Source organism: Cupriavidus sp. GW821-FHT07C08, assembly GCF_059419025.1.
The window spans coordinates 21,381-40,810 of sequence record NZ_JBWKQZ010000027.1; the positions used below are offsets into that span (position 1 = coordinate 21,381).

Genomic DNA, 19,430 nt, shown 5'->3' on the forward strand with positions numbered 1-19,430 from the left:
ATACGGCTTCAGTTGCCGGCTTTCTGGTAGTCGCGCACTGGCGTCAGAAACTCCAGCGTGCGTGGTGCTTTCAGGAGATCGGCCAGCACCGCCTCGTATTCGCGCCGGTAGGGCGCTTTCAGGTGGTGGTCCCTGAAATGCTGCTCGCTGCAGGCCCAGTTCTCATAGAGAACAAGCGTGTCAGGATCTTCGCGCGAGCGGTGCAGATACGTGTTGATAAAGTCCGGCTCCTTCGACATCTGGTCGAGGACATAAAGCAGTTTCGACTCGAGCTCGGCGCGCCGCTCGGGCTTGCCCGGCAGATGGACGATAAAGGCAATGGATTGGTTCATGGTATTGCTCCAGGCAGGCGTGGGCCGCGCCATGCGCGGACCGCGCCCACGCCGCGGCCCGCAAAGGCATTGACTTACAGTTGGCTCATGCCACCGTCGGCGATGATTTCCGTGCCGACTATGAAGGCCGATTCGGGCGCCGACAGATGCAGCACCGTCGACGCAATCTCGGCCGGCAGGCCGAAGCGGCCCAGCGGGATCTGGCTCTGGATCTGCGCGGCAGTGGCCGACAGGGTGTCGGCTTCCAGGCCCAGCTTGCCGTACAGCGGCGTTGTCACCGGCCCGGGGCTGACCACATTTACCCGGATGCCGGAGCTGACCAGCTCACCCGACAGGGTCCGGGCCAGCGAGATCAGTGCTGCCTTGCTGGCGGCATACACGGAAGACATCGGCATGCCGATGCGCGCATTGATGGAGCCATTCAGCACGATCGACGTGCCCGGGTTCAGCAGCGGCAGCAGCGCCTGGAGCTGGAAATACGCACCCTTCACGTTGGCGTTGAAGGTGGCGTCCCACAGTGCCTCGTCCACATCGGCAACGGCGGCAAACTTGGCAATGCCGGCGTTGATGAAGACGGCGTCCAGGCGGATGCCGGCCTCGGTCAGCTGGCGAGCCAGGTCACGCGCGGCCTGCACGGTGCCGGTTTCGTTGCGGATGGCGATGGCCTCGTTGCCGAGCGTGGCGCGGGCGACTTCCAGTGCCGCTGCGTCGCGGCCGGTGATGACCACGCGGGCCCCTTCCTGGGCGAATGCCTGGGCAGCCGCCAGGCCGATGCCACTGTTGCCGCCAGTGACCAGAACGGTCTTGCCTTCGAAGCGATTCATGGTGTCCTCCGGTTGGGAAAGTTGAACTTGAACAATCGCGTGTGTGGAGTATGGGCGCTGGCCTGTGCTTTGCCATACGATCAATCCGACGAACACGTTCGAAGGAGTCGCACATGTTGTCGGAAGACGAACTGGCCCTGCTGGAGGCCATCCGCGAGGCTGGCAGCCTGTCGCGCGCGGCGGCCAGGCTGGGCAAGGCGCCGTCCACGGTGTCGCACGCCGCGCGGCAGCTGGAGCAGCGCTTCGACGCACTCCTGTTTGACCGCCGCCGCTACCGCCTGCAGTTGACGCGTGCCGGCGAATTGCTCACAGAAGAAGCCGCCCGGCTTGCGCAGGATGTCGCGCGCGTCACACAGCGCGTGCGGCAGGTCGCCAACGGCTGGGAAGACCGGTTGTGGATCGTGACCGACGAGCTGATGGAATTCGAGACCCTGATGCCCATCATGCACGCGTTCGACGCGCAGGAATCCGGCGTGGCGCTGCGTGTCACGCACGAAGTGTTGGCCGGGACCTGGGAAGCGCTGCGGGACGGCCGCGCCGACCTGGTCATCGGTGCCACCAACGAGCCGCCCGCCATCCCTAACCTGGGGTGGTTCGAGCTGGGCGTGGTCGAATGGGTGTTTGCGGTCTCGCCCCGGCATCCGCTGGCGGCCGCCCGCCAACCATTGACGCGTGAGGAGATCGCCCGCCATCGTGCCGTGGTGGTGGCAGATTCATCACGCCTCACGGGCGGCCGCGCTTACGGCATGGTGGGCGGACAGCGCTTGCTGGCCGTGCCGAGCATGCGAGCCAAGACCCTGGCGCAGCGCGATGGCCTGGGGATCGGCTGGCTGCCCAGGCACCGGGTCGGCTCGCTGCTGCAGCGCGGCGAACTGGTAGAGAAGCGCACCGCCGACCCGCGCGAGCCCAACACGCTCTACGTGGGCTGGCGCGGCGATCACGAAGGCCGCGCGCTGCAATGGTGGCTGGAGCAGTTGCGACGGCCCCGGCTGGCCAGGCTGCTGGTGCGGGGCGTCGACGCCTACGCGTAGCTGGCAGGGCAGCGTCCTACCACCTAAAGTAGCTTGTGGCTTTGCGGTACCAGGCAAGGAGAATCGTGATGGCCCAAGGATTCGACGCGATCATCATCGGCACCGGGCAAGCCGGCCCCGCACTCGCTGCGCGGCTGGCCGGCGCGGGCATGAAAACGGCCGTCATCGAGCGCGCGCGTTTTGGCGGCACCTGCGTGAACACCGGCTGCATTCCCACCAAGACCCTCATCGCAAGCGCGTACGCGGCCCAACTGGCGCGGCGGGCTGCCGAGTATGGCGTGACCATCGGCGGGCCGGTCGCCGTCGACATGAAGCAGGTGAAGGCACGCAAGGACGAGATCTCCGGCCGTTCCAGCAATGGTGTGGAACAGTGGATGCGCAGCCTGGAGAACGGCACGGTCTATCAGGGGCATGCCCGCTTCGAAAGCGCGCATAGTGTGCGGGTCAACGGCGAACTTCTGGAAGCCGACCGGATTTTCGTGAACGTCGGCGGCCGGGCCCTGGTTCCGCCCATGCCCGGGCTGGACCAGGTACCGTACCTGACCAACTCGAGCATGATGGCGGTGGATTTCCTGCCGGAGCACCTGATCGTCATCGGCGGCAGCTACGTGGGTCTGGAGTTTGGCCAGATGTACCGGCGTTTTGGCGCCAGGGTGACCATTGTCGAAAAAGGCCCGCGCCTGATCCAGCGCGAAGACGAGGATGTGTCGCAGGCAGTGCGGGAGATCCTGGAAGCCGAGGGGATCGAAATCCGGCTCAATGCCAACTGCCTGAGCGCGCGCAGGGAAGGCGATCACATTGCCGTCGGGCTGGATTGTTCGGATGGGGCGCGCGACGTCCACGGCTCGCACCTGCTGCTGGCGGTTGGGCGCGTGCCCAACACGGAGGACCTGGGGCTGGACCAGGCAGGGGTCGAGACCGACGCTCGCGGTTATATCCAGGTAGACGAACAGTTGCGCACCAACGTCCCCGGCATCTGGGCGCTTGGCGATTGCAATGGCCGCGGTGCGTTCACGCATACGTCATACAACGACTATGAGATCGTCGCCGCCAACCTCCTCGACAACGATCCCCGCAAGCTGACGGACCGCATCGCGGCCTATGCCATGTTCATCGACCCTCCGCTCGGCCGCGCCGGCATGACGGAAGCAGAAGCCCGGCAATCCGGACGCAGGCTGCTGGTCGGCTCTCGCCCCATGAGCCGCGTCGGGCGAGCCGTGGAGAAGGGCGAGAGCCAGGGCTTCATGAAGGTCGTGGTCGACGCCGATACCCGCATGATCCTGGGTGCCGCGATCCTCGGCTTGACCGGCGACGAGGTGATTCACTCACTGCTCGACAGCATGTATGCCAAGGCACCCTATACCACCATCAGCCGCGCGATGCACATCCATCCCACGGTGTCCGAGCTGATACCAACGCTGCTGCAGGAACTGCGGCCACAGGCCTAGGTACCGCCTCCTTCAGAGCAGTTTGCACGCCTCGTCGAATTCCAGGCGGGGGCTGCGCGGAAACAGCTTGGCAGGGTCGCCATAGCCGAGATTGCACAGGAAGTTCGATTTCACGTGACTGTCCGGGAAATGTTCGAGCTGGAAGGCATTGTCCTTAGGGTCCGCCGGAAAGAATTCGTGATCGACCTTGGCATTGTCGAAGCCGGACATCGGCCCGCAGTCGAGCCCCAGCGAGCGGGCGGCGATGATGAAGTACGCGCCCTGCAGGGAACTGTTTCGCCTCGCGGTAGTTAGGGCGAGCTCCGGGGTATCGGAGAACCACGAGCGTGCGTCCGCGTGCGGAAACAGCTTGGGCAGAAGTTCGTAGAACTTGACGTCATAAGCGATGATGGCGGTGACCGGTGCGGCCATGGTCTTTTCCACATTGCCCGGCGCCAGCGCGGGCAACAGGCGCTGCTTGGCCTCAGGGGTACGCAGGAACAGAATGCGCGCGGGAGAGCAGTTGGCGCTGGTCGGCCCCCATTTCATCAAGTCATAGAGCTGCCGCAGGGTTTCGTCGCTCACGGGCTGGTTCAGCCATGCGCTGTGCGTGCGAGCCTCGCGAAAGAGCAGATCCATGCCTTCTTCACTCAAGCGCTTGTTCATGGTTATCTCCTGAATCGAAATGCGACCACGCGGCTGCCCGGCCGGGGCGCCGCTCCTGTCTAGCATAGGCAGCGCCGCTCGTCGCCGCGCCGCCGGCTTTCGCATGGATCCGCAGGGCTTGTGCGCGCCATCGGCGTGTGCCAGCGCGGGCAGGGGCCCAGGTATCCGAAACGCCGCTTTGGCACGCCGGACGAAACGTGAAGTGATCCGATCGAAGTGACGATTGCCGGCCCTGGTGCTTGGGGCGATACTGGCGAACATTTGGCGCACCTGTGCCACGAAAAATAGGGGAGCAATGGGCGAGAAGACAAAAGCTCGTAAAAACACATACGCCGCGCGCGAGTCCCCCTGCACCAGCTACCCATCCGGGTGGTGCGCGGCCGTCGCGCGCCTGTCATTGTGAAACCACTCGTCTACGCTTGCCTGCCTGGCTTCTCAAGCTGGCCGGGCGCGCGACGCATCGGTTCACGTAGCAAATGACAGGAGTCATCACCATGGAAACCTCAGCCCCCAGCGGAAATCCCTTGCAGGATCTTTCCGCCAACCTGGCAGCCATTGCCGAGCGCGTCGGCCAGAGTGTCGTCGCGGTGCACGGGCGGCATCGCTTTCCCTCCAGTGGAGTCATCTGGCAACCCGGCGTGGTGGTCACGGCCGCGCACACGCTCAGGCAGGAAGAAGACGGCATTGAAGTCACCCTGGCCGATGGCCGTACCGTGGCGGCCGTCCTGGCAGGACGGGACCCTGGCACCGACCTGGCCGTACTGAGGCTCGATGGCGTGGCGTCGAACCCGGTCGAGACCGGTGATGCGCGCGCCCTCAAAGCGGGCCATCTGGTGCTCGCGGTGGCGCGAGTGGACCGGCTCGGCACCAGCGCGGATTTCGGCGTTGTCGGCACTGCCGGCGGTCCATGGCGTACCTGGCGAGGCGGGCAGTTCGACGCCTTCGTGCGGCTGGACGGCGGCCTGCGCCCCGGTTTCTCCGGAGCGGCCCTGGCGGATATGCAGGGGCGGGTCATGGGCCTGTGCACATCGGCGCTCGCGTCTGGCGCTGGCATCCTGATTCCGGCTGCGACCGTGGCGCGCGTGAGCGGCGAACTGCTAAGCAAAGGACGCGTCTCGCACGGTTACCTTGGCGTGGGCACGCAGCCGGTGAACCTGTCGGATTCTTGGGTGACGAAGCTGAATCTGGCGTCCGGGCGCGGGTTGCTGGTGGTATCGCTTGCCGCGGGCGGGCCCGCGGAGCAAGCCGGGGTGCTGATCGGGGATGTGCTGGTCGAACTGGATGGCAAGCCATGCCAAGACATGGACGACGTCCATGCCGCGCTGGGCGGCGACCGCATCGGGCAGTTGCTGAAGATCGGGCTGATCCGGGGTGGCGAGCGCAAGGAGTGCTCGGTCATGGTGGGCGAACGCCAGCAACGGAAGTCGTGCGGCTGAGATTCATGCCAGCCATCGCATGCCGGATGCCAGGATGACACCGATGAGCCCGGTCAGGGTTGCCGTGGTCGCCGCCTCGCCGCAGGCGCGGGCAAGCCTGCAGGCGCTTGTCGAGGCGGCGCCGGCGCTGGATTTCGCAGGCAGCGCGGCCGACACCGCAGGGATCGCCGACCGCTTTGCCGGCGACGTGCCGGATGTGGTCGTGGTCGAACTTGAGCCGCAGGCCGGTGACCTGCCGGCGCCGGAGGCGGGCCGCGATCCCGCAGCGCCGGCGCTGGTCCTGCTCACCGACGAGACGGACAGCGACTGGATCCATGACGTGCTGGGAGCCAGCGCCACGGCACTGCTGCCGCGCGACGCGACGCCCGGCGAAATCATCGCCGCAATTGAAGCTGTGGCCGCGGGACTTTGCGTGCTGTCCCCGGAGATCCTCGCCAGGCTGCTGGCGCAGCGCAGGGCACCTCGCCAGACGGCATCCGCGGCTCTGACCGAAACGCTCACCCCACGCGAGCTTGAAGTGCTGGCCATGCTCGCCGAAGGGCTTGGCAACAAGGAAATCGCGCGCCAACTCGACATATCGGACAACACGGTGAAGTTCCACCTCTCCGCCATTTTCGGCAAGCTCGGCGCAAGCAGCCGCACCGAGGCTGTATTGCAGGGCATGCGGCACGGCCTCATCATGGTGTAGGAGGCTCAGCCCGGAGTCACATCACCAGCGCATCAGAGGAACGGCGAAATGTTCGCCATCGCGCGCGTCACGTAGGCCTCCTTCTCGCCCACTGGCGCCACATAGTCAATCGCGCTGCGTGCAGCCTCGACGCCTTCCAGGCGGGCGATGAACCAGGCGGCCAGGTACTGCGACGCCAGGCACCCGCCGGCGGTTGCAACGTTTCCCTTGGCGACAAACGGCTGGTCGAGCACAGCCACGCCGGCCTCCACTACCCATGGCTTGGTGGTCAGGTCCGTACAGGCCGGAACGTCGTTCACCAAGCCCAGTTTGGCGAGTATGAGCGTGCCCGAGCATTGCGCGCCCAACAACTGACGCGTCGGGTCGAAGCGGAGTTGCGACATCAGAGCGGCATCGGCGACGACGTCCCGGGTTCGGATCCCACTACCCACCAGCACCGCGTCCGCGTTGCATGCGTCCTCCAGCGATGCTTGCGCCTCCATCACCACACCATTCAGCGAACGCACCTTGGCCGCCGGACTGGCGATCGAAACCCGCCAGCCGGGCCGCCTGACCCGGTTGAGGATGGCGAGCGCGATCAGCGAGTCGAGTTCGTTGAAACCTTCGAAGGTCAGGATGGCGATGTGCATGGCGGGCCTCGTGGGAGTGGAGACGTTGGATTGCGCCATCGTAGAGCCGACAGTCAGTACATTCAAATAATTGTTATAGATACGCTCAGGCTGCGTCCTGCGGGTCCGCAAACGTCGCCACTCTGAGGACCGCTTCCCTGAGCTCCGACCTGAGTTGCGCCACCAGCTCCGCGGCCGGAAGGGACCTGGCCAATGGCGCTGCCTGCCCGGCCCACTGCGCAGCGTACTCCGCGCTGCCCGTGGCCTTGGCCGCGGCGTGAAGCGCCTTTCCCGCGTCATAGGCGATCGGGTAGTCCGGCACCGGAGGTGCGTCGGCGGCGATGCCGAGTGCCGTGAGCCGGTTGGTGAAGCCCCTGGCCGCGCGGCCCGATATGGCGCGGGTGAGCGTGGTCGGGCGCGGTTGGGGCGCGGTCAGCGCCGCGCGATAGGCGGCATCGGCAGATGACTCCGGGCAGGCGACGAATGCCGTGCCAAGCTGGGCAGCTTCCGCCCCGAGAGCCAGCACCGCGGCAATGCCTGCCCCGTCCATGATGCCGCCCGAGGCAATCACCGGAAGCTTCGTGCCCAGGACCAGAAGACGCACCAGAGCCAGCGTGCCGAGGCCTTCGTCGTAGTCATCGGTGTCGAAGGCGCCGCGGTGTCCGCCAGCTTCGATGCCTTGCGCGACGATGGCGTCCACGCCGGCGGCCTCTATCTGGCGGGCCTCCTGCAGGGACGTCGCACTGGCCAGCAGCACAATGCCGACACCGCGTAGCGCGTCAATTTTCTGCTGGGAGGGAAGGCCAAAATGGAAGCTCACCACCGCTGGCTTTTCTTCCAGCAGCATCTGGAACATGGTGTCGTCGGCAACGAAACTCTTGTAGATCTCCCGCAAGCTCGTGGGTGCTGTCCCGCCGTGCTCGGCAAACTGGGCGGCAAGGTAGGTGAGCCAGGCCTGCTCGCGCACCACATCGGCCTTGGCCGGGGCGTGGCAGAACAGGTTGACGTTGAATGGCTTGCCGGTCAGCGCTCTTGTCTCGCGGATTGTCTTTCGCGCGGCTTGCGCGTCCATTGCCCCGACGCCAAGCGAGCCCAGCCCGCCGGCCTCTGACACGGCGGCAGCCATGGCCGCTGTGCTGACACCGGCCATGGGCGCCTGGATGATGGGCGTGGCAATGCCCAGAATCGAAAGAAGGTTGCGGCGGTGGCTGGAAGGCCTGGAAGTGTCCATTAGAGTCTCTTTCTCTTTGAAGTGCAGGATTCCGCTCGGGAAATGATCGAAGGCGACGCTGTATCGGAGGGTATCGAGCATGCCACGAAATCTGGCAGCGTGAGATGTTGCTGCGGCTTCGCAAGGCATTGTTCATCGCGCGACGCATCCGGAGCTGTCGGTGCGGGGCAAGGTGGCTTACCGCACGCGCCCCGCATTGCATGCTTGGGATACCCGGCAACTATCGACTAGCTTGGAAGCCTTGGGGCCGCTTCGATGGGGCATCATGATGAAGAGGATCACAGGGCGCCTGGTCACGATTGTTTCCATGGGCATAGCAGCAGGCCTTTCTGCCGCAAGCGGCGCGTGGGCCTCTGACATCGTCTGCAAATCAACTGCACGCGAATCCCCCGTACGCTGCAACAACCCGGATGGCTCCGGGGTGAGATGCAACCTTGCGACGGACGAGGCCGGTCCGCGTGCGCGCCCGCGGCATCTGATCTGCGATTCGTCCAGGCTGTCAGAGCGCTACGAGCGCATTTACGCCGAGCAGCAGAGGATGCTGCGCAAGGGCAGGATCCAGGACTCGGACATCGCGGCGTGGCGCAGCCGGCGCGATGCCTGCGACTCGGTACGATGCCTGGAAAGCATGTTCGCCAAATTCTGGCGGGAGCGGGATTCGATGCGAGTCGCACCGGGCCGGTCCGATTCGGCGAATCCAGCTGCAACGGCCAGGTCGACCCCGGCCAGCCAGGAGGCGGCGCCGCCGCCTGCTGCGGCTTCCGCACCGGCCCCACAGGCCCCACAGGCCTCAACGCAGATCCCTGCGCCGACGCAGCGCGTGCCAGAAGAGCCGCCGCCGGCAGTGCCGCTTGCCACGTCGGCCGGACCGGAACCCGTCGAACCAACACGGCCGACGGCTCCCGCTGTCGAAGCGCTGCCTGTCTGGCAAGGCACCACAGCGCCTCCCGTTGCCGGGAACAAGAACAGCAGCCCAGCCAAGCCCTATCCGGCAGCCCTTGCGGTGGAGAGCCTGCTATCCGGACTTGCCGTGATGGGCGCGGGTTTCCTGTGGACGCGCCGTGCCGCGCGCGCCCAGGATCGGACGCGTTTCGCCATCCCGGCGGCGGTGGTGGTGGTCTATGGCTTGCTGCTTGTGAATGCGCTGCTGCTGCCGTTTACGCTTGCCGTGAAGTGAGGACACCACATCTTGAGCAGGCAGTGGCCATCGGGGCCCGGCGCGCAGCAGCTACACATGGATACGCTCTGCGCCGGCGTTCAACGCCCCTTGAAAATCGGGTGCCGGGCGCAAACCGACAGCACGATGCGCTCGGACTGCGCCAGGTAGTCGTTGAGGGCTGCGGCACACTCTGCGAGCTTGCCCGACTCGAACAACTGCAGGATGTGCTGGTTCATCTCGACATATGGGCCATGCAGGAATTCCGGGTCCTGCAGCAGGCCGAACGCCAGGCGCAGCTCGGCGAGCAGGTGGGAGAACATCACGTTCAGCCGCTCGCTGTCGGCCAGTTCCACGATGGCCATATGGAACTCCATATTGGCGGTGCCCGCGCCTTGCCAGTCGCCGCGGTCGCGGCAGCGCAGTCCCGTTTCCACCGCTTCGCGCAGGTGCTTCCTGGCCGGATGGCTGGGGTAGGCCTGGGCGATGGCCTGGCACTCGATCATGCGGCGCACGCGGTAGATGTCGATGATGGCCGCGATGCTGGGAATCGCCACGGATACCCCGCGGTTGGGTTCGTGCTTGAGCAGGCCTTCCTTGGTCAGCACGCGAAAGGTCTCGCGCAAGGTATTGCGCGAGATCTGCAGGCTCTCGCTAAGCGCGGCTTCCGACAAGCGCTGCCCGGGCGCGAATTCGCCATGCACGATGCGCTGGCGAATCTGCTCCGTGACCCGCTCGGCCAGATTTCTTACGTCAGTACTGGATGTCATGTTGGCTTGCGTCGGGGCGACAGGTTCCGGCATGCCCCATGCTGGGATGTTATCTCACTTTGTTGAACAATAGGCACAAGATTGGTGCGAAGGATGCCCTGTTAACGTGACTTAGGTGTATACCACGATCGAACAACAACCAATATTGTTCAACAATAAGTCATGGTGGTTGAGTCATACGTGCATATAAATGAACATGGCATGTGTTTTGCTAAACAGCGGTTGGGGTGCAGGGCCGCTGATTAGCGGTCTTGCTCGCTACCGGAACTTCGTCGTGAAGACAGCGCGACGAGCCTTGTCCACGCTTTGTCCTTATCCATAGTGAGCGCAACCATGTGGCTTAAAGAAACAAACCAGGCGGAGCGCAAGACGCTCTTTGCCGCCTTCGTCGGCTATGGGGTCGATGCCTTCGACTACATGATCTACACCTTCATGATCCCGACCTTCATCCTGGTGTGGGGCATGACCAAAGCCGAGGCGGGCTACATCGCGACGGGCGCGCTCATCAGCTCGGCCATCGGCGGCTGGCTGGCCGGCATCCTGGCCGACAAATATGGTCGCGTGCGGGTCCTGCAGCTGACCGTGCTCTGGTTCAGTTTCTTTACGTTCCTGAGCGGCTTCACCCAGTCCCCCGAGCAACTGTTCCTGACCCGCATGCTGCAAGGCCTGGGCTTTGGCGGCGAATGGTCGGTCGGTTCCTTGCTGATCGCCGAGATGATCCGGGCCCGCCACCGCGGCAAGGCGGTCGGACTGGTGCAAAGCAGCTGGGCCATCGGCTGGGGCCTGTCGGCGATTGCATTCTGGGCGGTCTATGCCATGTTCGAGCAGCAATACGCATGGCGCGTGCTGTTCTGGGCCGGCGTGCTGCCGGCGATCTTTATCCTGTACATCCGCCGCAATATCTCCGAGCCCGAGGTGTACCAGGAAACCAGGGCCAAGCTGGCCCGCACCGGGCAAAGCAATAACTTCATGCTGATCTTCAAGCCCGGCGTGCTGCGCGTGACGGTGCTGGCAAGCCTGCTGGCGACCGGCATGCAAGGTGCCTACTATTCGGTGACAACCTGGCTGCCCACCTACCTCAAGATGGAGCGCAATCTCTCCGTGCTCAACACCAGCGGCTACCTGATGGTGCTGATCGCCGGGTCCTTCGCCGGCTACCTGACCAGCGCCTGGCTGTCCGACCGCCTGGGGCGCCGGCGTTGCTTCATGCTGTTTGCGGTGAGCGCGGCCTTCCTCGTGATCTGCTACACGCAGTTGCCGATCACCGACGCTGCGATGCTGGTGCTGGGTTTCCCGCTGGGTTTCTTCCTGTCCGGCATCTTCTCGGGGATGGGGGCGTACCTGACGGAGCTATATCCGAGCCATATCCGCGGCTCCGGCCAGGGCTTCTGCTACAACTTTGGCCGTGCGGTCGGTTCCATATTCCCGGCCATGATCGGGCATATGAGCGCATCGATGTCGCTGGGTGTTGCCATCGGCTATCTTGCCGCCGGCGCCTATGGGCTGGTCGTCATCGCCTGCCTGCTGCTGCCGGAAACGCAAGGGCGCGAACTGCTCGCCGAAGCCGGGGCCGAGGCTGCGCATTGAGCATTGAGATTCGCGCGTTCGCCTGATCCAAGACACTGGAGCAACACTCATGCAAGATTCCGCACTGGAACGCGCCCGCATCGCCGCCGTGAATGCCGCGCGCGAAGCGCGCGCAAGCTACCGTGCCGGCACGGTACAGCCTACCGCCGGCATTGCACCGGGGATGACGCAAGCCAACATGATCGCGTTGCCGCGCGACTGGGCCTGGGACTTCCTGCTGTATGCGCAACGCAACCCCAAGGCCTGTCCCGTCCTCGACGTGATCGAAGCGGGTGCACAGCAGACCGTGCTGGCGCAAGGGGCGGATATCCGCACCGACATCCCGCTGTATCGCGTGTGGCGCGATGGCAAGCTGGCGGAGGAGGTGGCGGATGCCACGCCGCTGTGGACTGAGCACCCGGATCTGGTCACCTTCCTGATCGGCTGCAGCTTCACCTTCGAGACGCCGCTGCAAGAGGCAGGCATCGAGGTGCGGCATATCGCCGACGGTTCCAACGTGCCGATGTACCGCACCAACCGCCAGTGTCGCCCGGCTGGCCGCCTCCATGGCGAGATGGTGGTGTCGATGCGGCCCATCCCTGCGCATCGGGTTGCCGATGCGGTTTCCATCAGCGGACGCTTCCCGTCGGTGCACGGCTCGCCCGTCCATGTCGGCGATCCGGCCGCGCTCGGCATTGCCGACCTCGCCAGGCCTGACTTTGGTGACGCCGTGCGTATCGAGCCGGGCGAGATCCCGGTATTCTGGGCTTGCGGCGTCACGCCCCAGGCGGCCGTGATGGCGTCGGGCGTGCCGTTCGCCGTGACGCATGCGCCGGGCCACATGTTCATTACCGACGTGCCAGACAGCACGTATCACGTCTAGGACCTCCGGGTCATTGCGGAGCTCGTTTTGCGTTTTCTGCCCGTCACTTCGAATGCACTGCTGGTGGAACTGGCCGACCTGGACCAGACCCTGGCCTTGCTTGCCTCGCTGCAGCGCGATCCCCTGCACGGCGTGGCGGAGCTGGTGCCCGCCGCGCGCACCATCCTCGTTCACTTCCGCCCAGTGGCAACCAGCGCCGCCGCACTGGTGCGGGCCATCGCCGCGCGCGACCTGTCGCAGCGCGTCGAGCGCAGCAACATCCTGGTCGAGATTCCGGTGCGCTACGACGGCGAGGACCTGGCCGAGGTGGCCCAGCTGCTTGGCATCACGCCCGCGGAAGTGGTGCGCCGCCACACCGGTAGCGAATACACCGTTGCCTTTACCGGCTTTGCGCCCGGCTTTGCCTACCTCAGCGGCGGCCATCCCAGCTTCGACGTGCCGCGCCGCAGTACGCCGCGCACGCGTATTCCCGCCGGCGCCGTGGGCCTGGCGGGCGCCTTCAGCGGCGTGTACCCGCAAGCCAGCCCGGGCGGCTGGCAGATCATCGGGGTCACCCCCGTGGCCATGTGGGACCTGAATCGCGAACAGCCTGCGCTGCTGCAGCCCGGCTATCGCGTGCGGTTCATCGACATTGCCACGCTCGATGGCGTGCTCGATGCGGGCAGCGCCATCGCCGCCGGCGCCCCGGCGCGCCAGCCGTTGCGGATGGACCAGGCGCCTGCTGCCGCGGCGCTGAAGGTGAAGGCCACCGGGCTGCAGACCGTGTTCCAGGACCTGGGCCGGCACGGCCAGGCGGGGCAGGGCGTTTCGGCCTCGGGTGCGATGGACCAGGCCGCCCTCAAGATGGCCAACCGCCTGGTCGGCAACCGCAGCGACGGCGCGGCGCTCGAGACCGTGGGCGGTGGCCTGCAACTGCAGAGCGTGGGCGAAACCGTGCTGGCTGTCACCGGCGCCGATGCGGCCCTGACGGTGCGCACTGCCGATGGCCGCCAATGGAGCGTCCCGAACCACCAGGCCGTGGCGCTGGCCGATGGCGACACGCTGAGCATCGGTCAGCCTCTTGCCGGCGCCCGCAGCTATGTGGCTGCACGCGGCGGGTTTGCCGTCGCGCCGGTCCTGGGCAGTTGTGCGACTGACACCCTGGCCAAGGTCGGCCCCGCGCCGCTGGCCGTGGGCGATGTGCTGGACCTGCTGCCGGCAGCGGCCGGCGCCGTGGTGGGCACCCCCGAGTTGCCTGCCGCCGACCTGCCCACGTTGGAGCAGGACGTCGTGCTGGACGTAGTGCTCGGTCCCCGCACCGACTGGTTCACTGCCGAGTCCGTGGCGCGCCTTGCCGCGCAGCGCTGGCAAGTCACCCCACAGTCCAACCGCGTGGGCCTGCGCCTGGCCGGCGAGGTGCCGCTGGAGCGCGCCATCACCGGCGAGCTACCCAGCGAGGGCACCGCCCTGGGTGCGTTGCAGGTGCCGCCAAGCGGCCAACCCGTGCTGTTCCTGGCCGACCACCCGCTGACCGGCGGCTACCCCGTGATCGGGGCCGTGGCGCCTTACCACCTGGACCGCGCCGGACAGATTCCGGTTGGCGCCTGGCTGCGTTTCAACCCGGTCGGCGCCTTCGAAGAACTTCAACCGTCGGCGCAGCGACCGTCTGCCGCCTGAGCGCACAAGCCCCAACCGAGATTTGCGATGAAGAAAGTCCTGATTGCCAACCGTGGCGAGATTGCCGTCCGCATCATCCGCGCCTGCGCCGACTACGGAGTCGGGTCGGTGGCCGTGTATGCCAATGCCGATATCGACGCGCTGCACGCGCGGCTGGCCGACGAGGCCTACGGCCTGGACGGCGACCGTCCGGCCGACACCTACCTGAACATTCCCAAGCTGCTCGAAATCGCCCGGCGCAGCGGGGCAGATGCCGTGCATCCAGGCTACGGCTTCCTGTCGGAAAGTGAAGCCTTTGCCAAGGCAGTGATCGATGCCGGCCTGGTCTGGATTGGCCCGTCGCCCGCCACGATTGCCCGGCTGGGCGACAAGGTGGAAGCGCGCAAGATCGCCTTGCAGGTTGGTGCCCCGCTGGTCGCCGGCACGCCCGACCCGGTCGTGGACGCCAGCGAGGTACTGGCCTTTGCCGAGCAGAACGGCCTGCCGATCATCATCAAGGCCGCCTTCGGCGGTGGCGGCCGCGGCATGAAGATCGCATGGCGCATGGATGAGGTTGAAGAGCTGTACGCCTCCGCCGTGCGCGAGGCTGTCACTGCCTTTGGCCGCGGCGAGTGCTTCGTTGAGCAGTTCCTCGACAAGCCTCGCCATATCGAAGCGCAGGTACTGGCCGACCAGCATGGCAATGTCGTGGTGCTGGGCACGCGCGACTGCTCGCTGCAGCGCCGCAACCAGAAGCTGGTCGAAGAAGCCCCAGCGCCGTTCCTGACCGACGCGCAGCGCGCGCGTATCCACGCCGCCGCCCGCGACATCTGCGCGGCGGCCAACTACACCAGTGCCGGCACCGTGGAATTCCTGCTCAGCGCCAGCGGCGCGATCTCCTTCCTGGAGGTCAACACCCGCCTGCAGGTGGAGCACCCCGTGACCGAGCAGACCACCGGCGTGGACCTGGTGGTCGAGCAATTGCGCGTGGCGGATGGCTTGCCGCTATCCATCACCGAAACCCCGGCGCCGCTGGGCCATTCAATCGAGTTCCGCATCAACGCCGAGGACGTGGGCCGCGGCTTCCTGCCCACGCCCGGGCCGGTGCAGACCTTCGAGGCTCCGTCGGGTCCCGGGGTGCGCGTGGACTCGGGCGTGCAGTCGGGCTCGGTGGTCCCCGGCACATTCGACTCGCTGATGGCCAAGCTCATCGTCACCGGTGCCACGCGCGAACAGGCGCTGGCGCGCGCACGCCGTGCGTTGCGCGAGTTCCGTATCGAGGGGGTGGCGTCGGTGTTGCCGTTCCATCGTGCGGTGATCGACCACGCAGATTTCCTCGGCGCGGATGGCTTCAAAGTCCACACGCGCTGGATCGAGTCCGACTTCGCCGAGCCGCTGGCGGCGGCCACCCGTGCCGAGCCCCGGCACGATGCCAGCCTGCTGCGCACCGCCATCGAGATCGACGGCCGCCGCATGGTGCTGGGCCTGCCGGCGCAGCTGCTGCGCGGCCTCGCCGACGCGCCCGGGCAAGCCAGCGCCGCGGCGCCGGCCCAGGCCGCCGCTACCGACCCGGCCGACCTGCCATCCCCGATCGCCGGCACCGTGCAGACCTGGAAGGTGGCAGTTGGCGACGAGGTCAAGGAAGGCGATCTGATCGCCGTGATGGAAGCAATGAAGATGGAGATGCAAGTCCATGCTCATCGCGGCGGCCGCGTAACGTGGCAGGCGGCCGCGGGCACTTTCCTGACGGCGGGGACGCGGCTGGTTAACATTGTGTGAATTCACCAAGAATGCCGGCCAAAGGGTAGGGCGTGCCGCTCAGTTCAGCGCAAGCCCCGCGTGCGCCAGCAAGCGGCGAAACACCGCCAGGCGTGTATCGCCGGTCTCCGCCAGCCGGTCGCAGACATGGAGGTATTCAGGCATATCGCTGTGTCCGCGCAGCGCATCCTTGCACTCGCGCTCGGAGATCTCCAGGTGGACGCCGGCGAGCACCGCGCGGCCCTTGCCAACCCGTGAACTGACGATGGCGGGCGGCGTGCCATCGATATCCGCATAGACGGCCAGGACCTGCGTGTCGGGGCCGGGGGCGTCGCCGAAGTCAAAGCGGCAGCCGCCATGGTAGTGGGTGTATAGCGATATCGGGGCATCGGTCAGGCTGTCCGTGGTGCGCAGTTTCACCGCGGCCGTGGTGCGCGGCGTGCCGTCATACAGCATGCCGTCGGTAAGTTCCGGCAGCGAGCCCACTGCCACCGCGTCGACAAAGCTCAGCTCGCGCGGGCCGCAGATTGCACCCCTGGTGCCGGCGTGAAACGCCAATTCCCGGCATGCGTAGTAAGCGCCCGCGCAAATCCCGAGGTAGGCGCCGCCCTGCTCGACGAAATGCCGGATGCGCGCGTTCGGGGCCCCGTTCAGCATTGCACAGTAGGGAAGGTCGGCGCCTCCCGGCATGACAAACAGCACCGCCCCATCGAACAGCGTGGCGTCGTGCCGGATGTCGTCCGCCATCACCGCACGGATCTCGTAGGTGCTGGCATGGAGTTGGTGCCCGATGGTCCGCATCAGGCATGCGGTCCAGTCGGAAGCGCCGGCGTCGACATAGGTCAGGATCTGGGGCCTTGGCATACCGGCATCCGTTTTTGAATAAGGAACGGGAACTCACGGGACGGCTCCGGTACCGGTCTCGGAGAGGAGGTTGGGTGATTCAGGGTGCTCTTATTGTGCATCGGCAAGGCATATCGTTGCCCTGAATGGATTCAAGCATATCGCTGCCGATCGGCAAGATTTCGGTGACATCGCCAACCGGGAAATTCGGAGAATCGTGGCCGCGAAGCGTCGCGCCAACATCGGGTGGCCAGGCGGCTGCTCTTCCGACACATCCCTTAGTGCTGCAGGATCTTGTCCAGGAAATCCTTGGTCCGAGGCTTGCGCGAGTTCGGGTCACCGAAGAATTCTTCCTTGCTGCAGTCTTCAAGGATATGGCCACCAACGTCGATGAAGACAACCCGGTTGCTCACCTTGCGAGCGAAGCCCATCTCGTGGGTGACGACCATCATGGTCATGCCCTCATTGGCTAATCCCACCATTACGTCGAGCACCTCGCCTACCATTTCGGGATCGAGTGCCGACGTCGGCTCGTCGAACAGCATGACCACAGGATCCATGGACAATGCTCGCGCGATGGCCACTCGCTGCTGTTGGCCTCCCGAAAGTTGACCGGGAAACTTGTCCTTATGTGCAAGCAGGCCAACGCGGTCGAGCATCTTCAGGCCACGGGCCTTGGACTCTTCCGAACTGCGCCCCAGCACTTTCATTTGCGCAATGGTAAGGTTGTCTGTCACCGACAGGTGCGGGAACAGTTCGAAGTGCTGGAACACCATCCCGACCTTGCTTCGAAGTTTCGGAAGGTTCGTTTTCGGATCGTGCAGCTTGATGCCATTGACAGTAATCTCGCCCTTCTGGAAGGGTTCAAGCGCGTTGACTGTCTTGATAAGGGTGGATTTGCCAGAGCCAGAGGGGCCGCATACCACTACCACGTCGCCCTTGTTGACGCTGACTGAGCAGTCATGGAGTACCTTGGCGGAGCCATACCATTTGGAGACGTTCTTAATTTCGATCATGGATTGAGACATAGCTGTTTCCTCAACGTCCGCTCAGCGGATGATGGCGATTTTCCGATGCAGGCGCTTGACCAGGCAGGACAACGCAAAGCAAACGACAAAGTAGAAGACGGTCGCCAGCACGTAACTCTCCACCGGACGGCCCCTGGTTGTACCAGCGACTACAAATCCCTTGAGGGCGTCGTTGGCACCGATGGCGTAGACCAGCGAGGTGTCCTGAAACAGGATGATCGTCTGCGTCAGCAGAACGGGGACCATGTTCCTGAATGCCTGCGGCAGGATTACCACACGCAAGTTTTGTGCGTAGGTCATGCCTAGTGCGTGACCGGCAGATGCCTGGCCGCGGGGAATGGATTGAATGCCGGCTCGCATGATCTCGCTGAAGTACGCAGCTTCGAAGGCGACAAAGGTGATGACTGCAGCAACTTCTGCGCCAATCGGTTTACCGATCAGGAGCGGCACGAGCAGGAAAAACCAAAGCAGCACCATGACGAGCGGGATGCTGCGCATACCGTTGACATAGACCGTCGCCGGGATTCCGAGAACCTTCGAGCCCGACATGCGCATGAGGGCCAGAAGGGTGCCGAACAGGATGCCGCCTGCCGTAGCGACCACGGTCAGGATCACACTGAAGTACAACCCCTTGAGGACGTAGTTGCTGATGATCTCCCAGCTATAGAAGGAAAGGTCGAGTTCCATCGTTCAATGCCCTCCGCTGCCTGCCAAGGAGATAAGGCCTGGAACGCGGGAACGCCTTTCGACGATGGCCATGATCCGGTTGATGGAGAGAGCGGAGATGATGTAAAGGACCGTCACCGCAGCATAGATTTCGATAGGACGTGATGTTTCTTCGCCTGCCTGCATGGCGAACCAGGTCAACTCGGTTACCGACACAGAGAAAGCCACCGAGGAGTTCTTAAACACGTTCATGGCCTCGCTCGTAAGCGGCGGGATGACGATCCGATAGGCCATCGGCAGCAGCACGTAGCGGTAGTACTGCAAGGTGCTGAACCCCAGCGCCATGCCGGCGTAGCGTTGGCCGCGCGGCAACGATTGGATCCCTGACCGAACCTGCTCGGCAATCCGCACCGAGGTATAGACGCCCAGCGCGATGACCACCAGGGTGAAGTTGTCGAAGCCCTTCATCGCGGGCACGACGACCGGCATGACGTGGTACCACAGGAAAATCTGCACGAGCAGCGGAACGTTTCGAAAGAGCTCCACCCAGGCGGCGCCGAATCCAGACAGCACGGGGCTGTCGGGAAGCGTGCGCAAAATGCCGATAATCGACCCCAGGAAGAAGGCGATAATCAGCGCCAGCACGGCGACAGAGGCAGACCAGCCCCAGGCCGACATCATCCATTGCCAGTACGTGGGAAATGTTCCGGGGTCCTGAAAATAGACTTGCCAGTCCCAATCGATTCCCATAGGACGCTCCTGATTATGTTGGTAGTGTGGCGTGCCCGCGAGGGCACGATGTCGCAGCACGCATGCACAGCCACCACACCCGGCTGGTGGAGTGGGTGTGTGGCGCTTCTACCTGCAACGCTTCGGCTCAGC

General features: G+C 65.0%; 19 protein-coding genes. 9 read left to right on the plus strand and 10 right to left on the minus strand.

What is annotated here, in order from left to right; translation table 11 throughout:
• Positions 1–8: 8 nt before the first annotated feature.
• Both AC07UK_RS27825 and AC07UK_RS27830 read right to left on the minus strand, forming a co-directional pair.
• Positions 9–332 carry a putative quinol monooxygenase gene (locus AC07UK_RS27825; protein WP_436225200.1) on the minus strand — a complete coding sequence of 108 codons (324 nt, stop codon included), beginning with the start codon at positions 330–332 and terminating at the stop codon, positions 9–11.
• Between the two features lie 74 nt (positions 333–406).
• Entirely contained in the window at positions 407–1,156 is a 750-nt protein-coding gene (locus AC07UK_RS27830; RefSeq protein WP_436225201.1) for an SDR family oxidoreductase, read from the minus strand.
• A gap of 113 nt (positions 1,157–1,269) precedes the next feature.
• On the opposite strand from AC07UK_RS27830, the gene AC07UK_RS27835 reads away from it, so the two are divergent.
• Positions 1,270–2,187 (plus strand): LysR family transcriptional regulator, encoded by a 918-nt coding sequence (locus AC07UK_RS27835; RefSeq protein WP_436225202.1) that lies wholly within the window; start codon positions 1,270–1,272, stop codon positions 2,185–2,187.
• Between the two features lie 68 nt (positions 2,188–2,255).
• Positions 2,256–3,635 (plus strand): FAD-containing oxidoreductase, encoded by a 1,380-nt coding sequence (locus AC07UK_RS27840; protein WP_494686847.1) that lies wholly within the window; start codon positions 2,256–2,258, stop codon positions 3,633–3,635.
• 12 nt (positions 3,636–3,647) lie between these two features.
• Here AC07UK_RS27840 and AC07UK_RS27845 read toward each other — a convergent pair whose 3' ends face one another.
• The gene (locus AC07UK_RS27845; RefSeq protein WP_494686848.1) at positions 3,648–4,280 is read right to left on the minus strand and encodes a malonic semialdehyde reductase; all 633 of its coding nucleotides are present in this window, start codon (positions 4,278–4,280) and stop codon (positions 3,648–3,650) included.
• A 494-nt stretch (positions 4,281–4,774) separates the two neighbouring features.
• On the opposite strand from AC07UK_RS27845, the gene AC07UK_RS27850 reads away from it, so the two are divergent.
• Both AC07UK_RS27850 and AC07UK_RS27855 read left to right on the plus strand, forming a co-directional pair.
• Positions 4,775–5,716: a S1C family serine protease gene (locus AC07UK_RS27850; RefSeq protein ID WP_494686849.1), complete on the plus strand. Its 942-nt coding sequence runs from the start codon at positions 4,775–4,777 to the stop codon at positions 5,714–5,716.
• Positions 5,717–5,759: 43 nt separating this feature from the next.
• Positions 5,760–6,404 (plus strand): response regulator transcription factor, encoded by a 645-nt coding sequence (locus tag AC07UK_RS27855; RefSeq protein WP_436225372.1) that lies wholly within the window; start codon positions 5,760–5,762, stop codon positions 6,402–6,404.
• 32 nt (positions 6,405–6,436) lie between these two features.
• Here AC07UK_RS27855 and AC07UK_RS27860 read toward each other — a convergent pair whose 3' ends face one another.
• Positions 6,437–7,033, minus strand: coding sequence for a DJ-1/PfpI family protein (locus tag AC07UK_RS27860; RefSeq protein WP_013953351.1), 597 nt, complete (start codon positions 7,031–7,033; stop codon positions 6,437–6,439).
• An 85-nt stretch (positions 7,034–7,118) separates the two neighbouring features.
• Positions 7,119–8,243 carry an NAD(P)H-dependent flavin oxidoreductase gene (locus AC07UK_RS27865; RefSeq protein WP_494686850.1) on the minus strand — a complete coding sequence of 375 codons (1,125 nt, stop codon included), beginning with the start codon at positions 8,241–8,243 and terminating at the stop codon, positions 7,119–7,121.
• A gap of 538 nt (positions 8,244–8,781) precedes the next feature.
• On the opposite strand from AC07UK_RS27865, the gene AC07UK_RS27870 reads away from it, so the two are divergent.
• The gene (locus AC07UK_RS27870; RefSeq protein WP_494686851.1) at positions 8,782–9,420 is read left to right on the plus strand and encodes a hypothetical protein; all 639 of its coding nucleotides are present in this window, start codon (positions 8,782–8,784) and stop codon (positions 9,418–9,420) included.
• A gap of 80 nt (positions 9,421–9,500) precedes the next feature.
• Here the strand turns inward: AC07UK_RS27870 and AC07UK_RS27875 are convergent, their stop codons facing one another.
• Positions 9,501–10,169, minus strand: coding sequence for a GntR family transcriptional regulator (locus tag AC07UK_RS27875; RefSeq protein ID WP_436225208.1), 669 nt, complete (start codon positions 10,167–10,169; stop codon positions 9,501–9,503).
• Between the two features lie 333 nt (positions 10,170–10,502).
• Between AC07UK_RS27875 and AC07UK_RS27880 the strand changes: the two genes are divergently transcribed.
• The 4 genes from AC07UK_RS27880 to AC07UK_RS27895 are packed head-to-tail and all read left to right on the plus strand — an operon-like array spanning position 10,503 to position 16,032.
• Complete coding sequence (locus tag AC07UK_RS27880) at positions 10,503–11,756, plus strand: MFS transporter (protein WP_494686852.1); 1,254 nt, start codon at positions 10,503–10,505, stop codon at positions 11,754–11,756.
• Positions 11,757–11,805: 49 nt separating this feature from the next.
• Entirely contained in the window at positions 11,806–12,618 is an 813-nt protein-coding gene (locus tag AC07UK_RS27885) for a putative hydro-lyase (protein ID WP_316157017.1), read from the plus strand.
• A 27-nt stretch (positions 12,619–12,645) separates the two neighbouring features.
• Positions 12,646–14,274, plus strand: a complete 1,629-nt coding sequence (gene pxpB, locus AC07UK_RS27890; RefSeq protein ID WP_494686853.1) for a 5-oxoprolinase subunit PxpB — start codon at positions 12,646–12,648, stop codon at positions 14,272–14,274.
• Between the two features lie 27 nt (positions 14,275–14,301).
• Positions 14,302–16,032, plus strand: coding sequence for an acetyl/propionyl/methylcrotonyl-CoA carboxylase subunit alpha (locus AC07UK_RS27895; RefSeq protein WP_436225212.1), 1,731 nt, complete (start codon positions 14,302–14,304; stop codon positions 16,030–16,032).
• A 39-nt stretch (positions 16,033–16,071) separates the two neighbouring features.
• On the opposite strand, the gene AC07UK_RS27900 is transcribed toward AC07UK_RS27895, so the two are convergent.
• From AC07UK_RS27900 to AC07UK_RS27915, 4 genes are all read right to left on the minus strand, one after another.
• Positions 16,072–16,875 (minus strand): BPL-N domain-containing protein, encoded by an 804-nt coding sequence (locus AC07UK_RS27900; protein WP_436225213.1) that lies wholly within the window; start codon positions 16,873–16,875, stop codon positions 16,072–16,074.
• Between the two features lie 257 nt (positions 16,876–17,132).
• On the minus strand, positions 17,133–17,870 hold the full coding sequence (locus AC07UK_RS27905; protein ID WP_436225373.1) for an amino acid ABC transporter ATP-binding protein: 738 nt from the start codon (positions 17,868–17,870) through the stop codon (positions 17,133–17,135).
• A 33-nt stretch (positions 17,871–17,903) separates the two neighbouring features.
• Positions 17,904–18,569 carry an amino acid ABC transporter permease gene (locus AC07UK_RS27910; RefSeq protein ID WP_436225214.1) on the minus strand — a complete coding sequence of 222 codons (666 nt, stop codon included), beginning with the start codon at positions 18,567–18,569 and terminating at the stop codon, positions 17,904–17,906.
• A 3-nt stretch (positions 18,570–18,572) separates the two neighbouring features.
• The gene (locus AC07UK_RS27915; protein ID WP_494686854.1) at positions 18,573–19,298 is read right to left on the minus strand and encodes an amino acid ABC transporter permease; all 726 of its coding nucleotides are present in this window, start codon (positions 19,296–19,298) and stop codon (positions 18,573–18,575) included.
• Between the last annotated feature and the right edge of the window lie 132 nt (positions 19,299–19,430).

Coding starts and splice junctions, on each gene's coding strand:
- AC07UK_RS27830 (WP_436225201.1), bottom strand. CDS start 1,156: ATGAATCGCTTCGAAGGCAAGACCGTTCTGGTCACTGGCGGCAACAGT.
- AC07UK_RS27845 (WP_494686848.1), bottom strand. CDS start 4,280: ATGAACAAGCGCTTGAGTGAAGAAGGCATGGATCTGCTCTTTCGCGAG.
- AC07UK_RS27900 (WP_436225213.1), bottom strand. CDS start 16,875: ATGCCAAGGCCCCAGATCCTGACCTATGTCGACGCCGGCGCTTCCGAC.
- AC07UK_RS27865 (WP_494686850.1), bottom strand. CDS start 8,243: ATGGACACTTCCAGGCCTTCCAGCCACCGCCGCAACCTTCTTTCGATT.
- AC07UK_RS27895 (WP_436225212.1), top strand. CDS start 14,302: ATGAAGAAAGTCCTGATTGCCAACCGTGGCGAGATTGCCGTCCGCATC.
- AC07UK_RS27840 (WP_494686847.1), top strand. CDS start 2,256: ATGGCCCAAGGATTCGACGCGATCATCATCGGCACCGGGCAAGCCGGC.
- AC07UK_RS27860 (WP_013953351.1), bottom strand. CDS start 7,033: ATGCACATCGCCATCCTGACCTTCGAAGGTTTCAACGAACTCGACTCG.
- AC07UK_RS27835 (WP_436225202.1), top strand. CDS start 1,270: ATGTTGTCGGAAGACGAACTGGCCCTGCTGGAGGCCATCCGCGAGGCT.
- AC07UK_RS27910 (WP_436225214.1), bottom strand. CDS start 18,569: ATGGAACTCGACCTTTCCTTCTATAGCTGGGAGATCATCAGCAACTAC.
- AC07UK_RS27905 (WP_436225373.1), bottom strand. CDS start 17,870: ATGATCGAAATTAAGAACGTCTCCAAATGGTATGGCTCCGCCAAGGTA.
- AC07UK_RS27825 (WP_436225200.1), bottom strand. CDS start 332: ATGAACCAATCCATTGCCTTTATCGTCCATCTGCCGGGCAAGCCCGAG.
- AC07UK_RS27850 (WP_494686849.1), top strand. CDS start 4,775: ATGGAAACCTCAGCCCCCAGCGGAAATCCCTTGCAGGATCTTTCCGCC.
- AC07UK_RS27855 (WP_436225372.1), top strand. CDS start 5,760: ATGAGCCCGGTCAGGGTTGCCGTGGTCGCCGCCTCGCCGCAGGCGCGG.
- AC07UK_RS27885 (WP_316157017.1), top strand. CDS start 11,806: ATGCAAGATTCCGCACTGGAACGCGCCCGCATCGCCGCCGTGAATGCC.
- AC07UK_RS27915 (WP_494686854.1), bottom strand. CDS start 19,298: ATGGGAATCGATTGGGACTGGCAAGTCTATTTTCAGGACCCCGGAACA.
- AC07UK_RS27875 (WP_436225208.1), bottom strand. CDS start 10,169: ATGACATCCAGTACTGACGTAAGAAATCTGGCCGAGCGGGTCACGGAG.
- AC07UK_RS27880 (WP_494686852.1), top strand. CDS start 10,503: ATGTGGCTTAAAGAAACAAACCAGGCGGAGCGCAAGACGCTCTTTGCC.
- AC07UK_RS27870 (WP_494686851.1), top strand. CDS start 8,782: ATGCTGCGCAAGGGCAGGATCCAGGACTCGGACATCGCGGCGTGGCGC.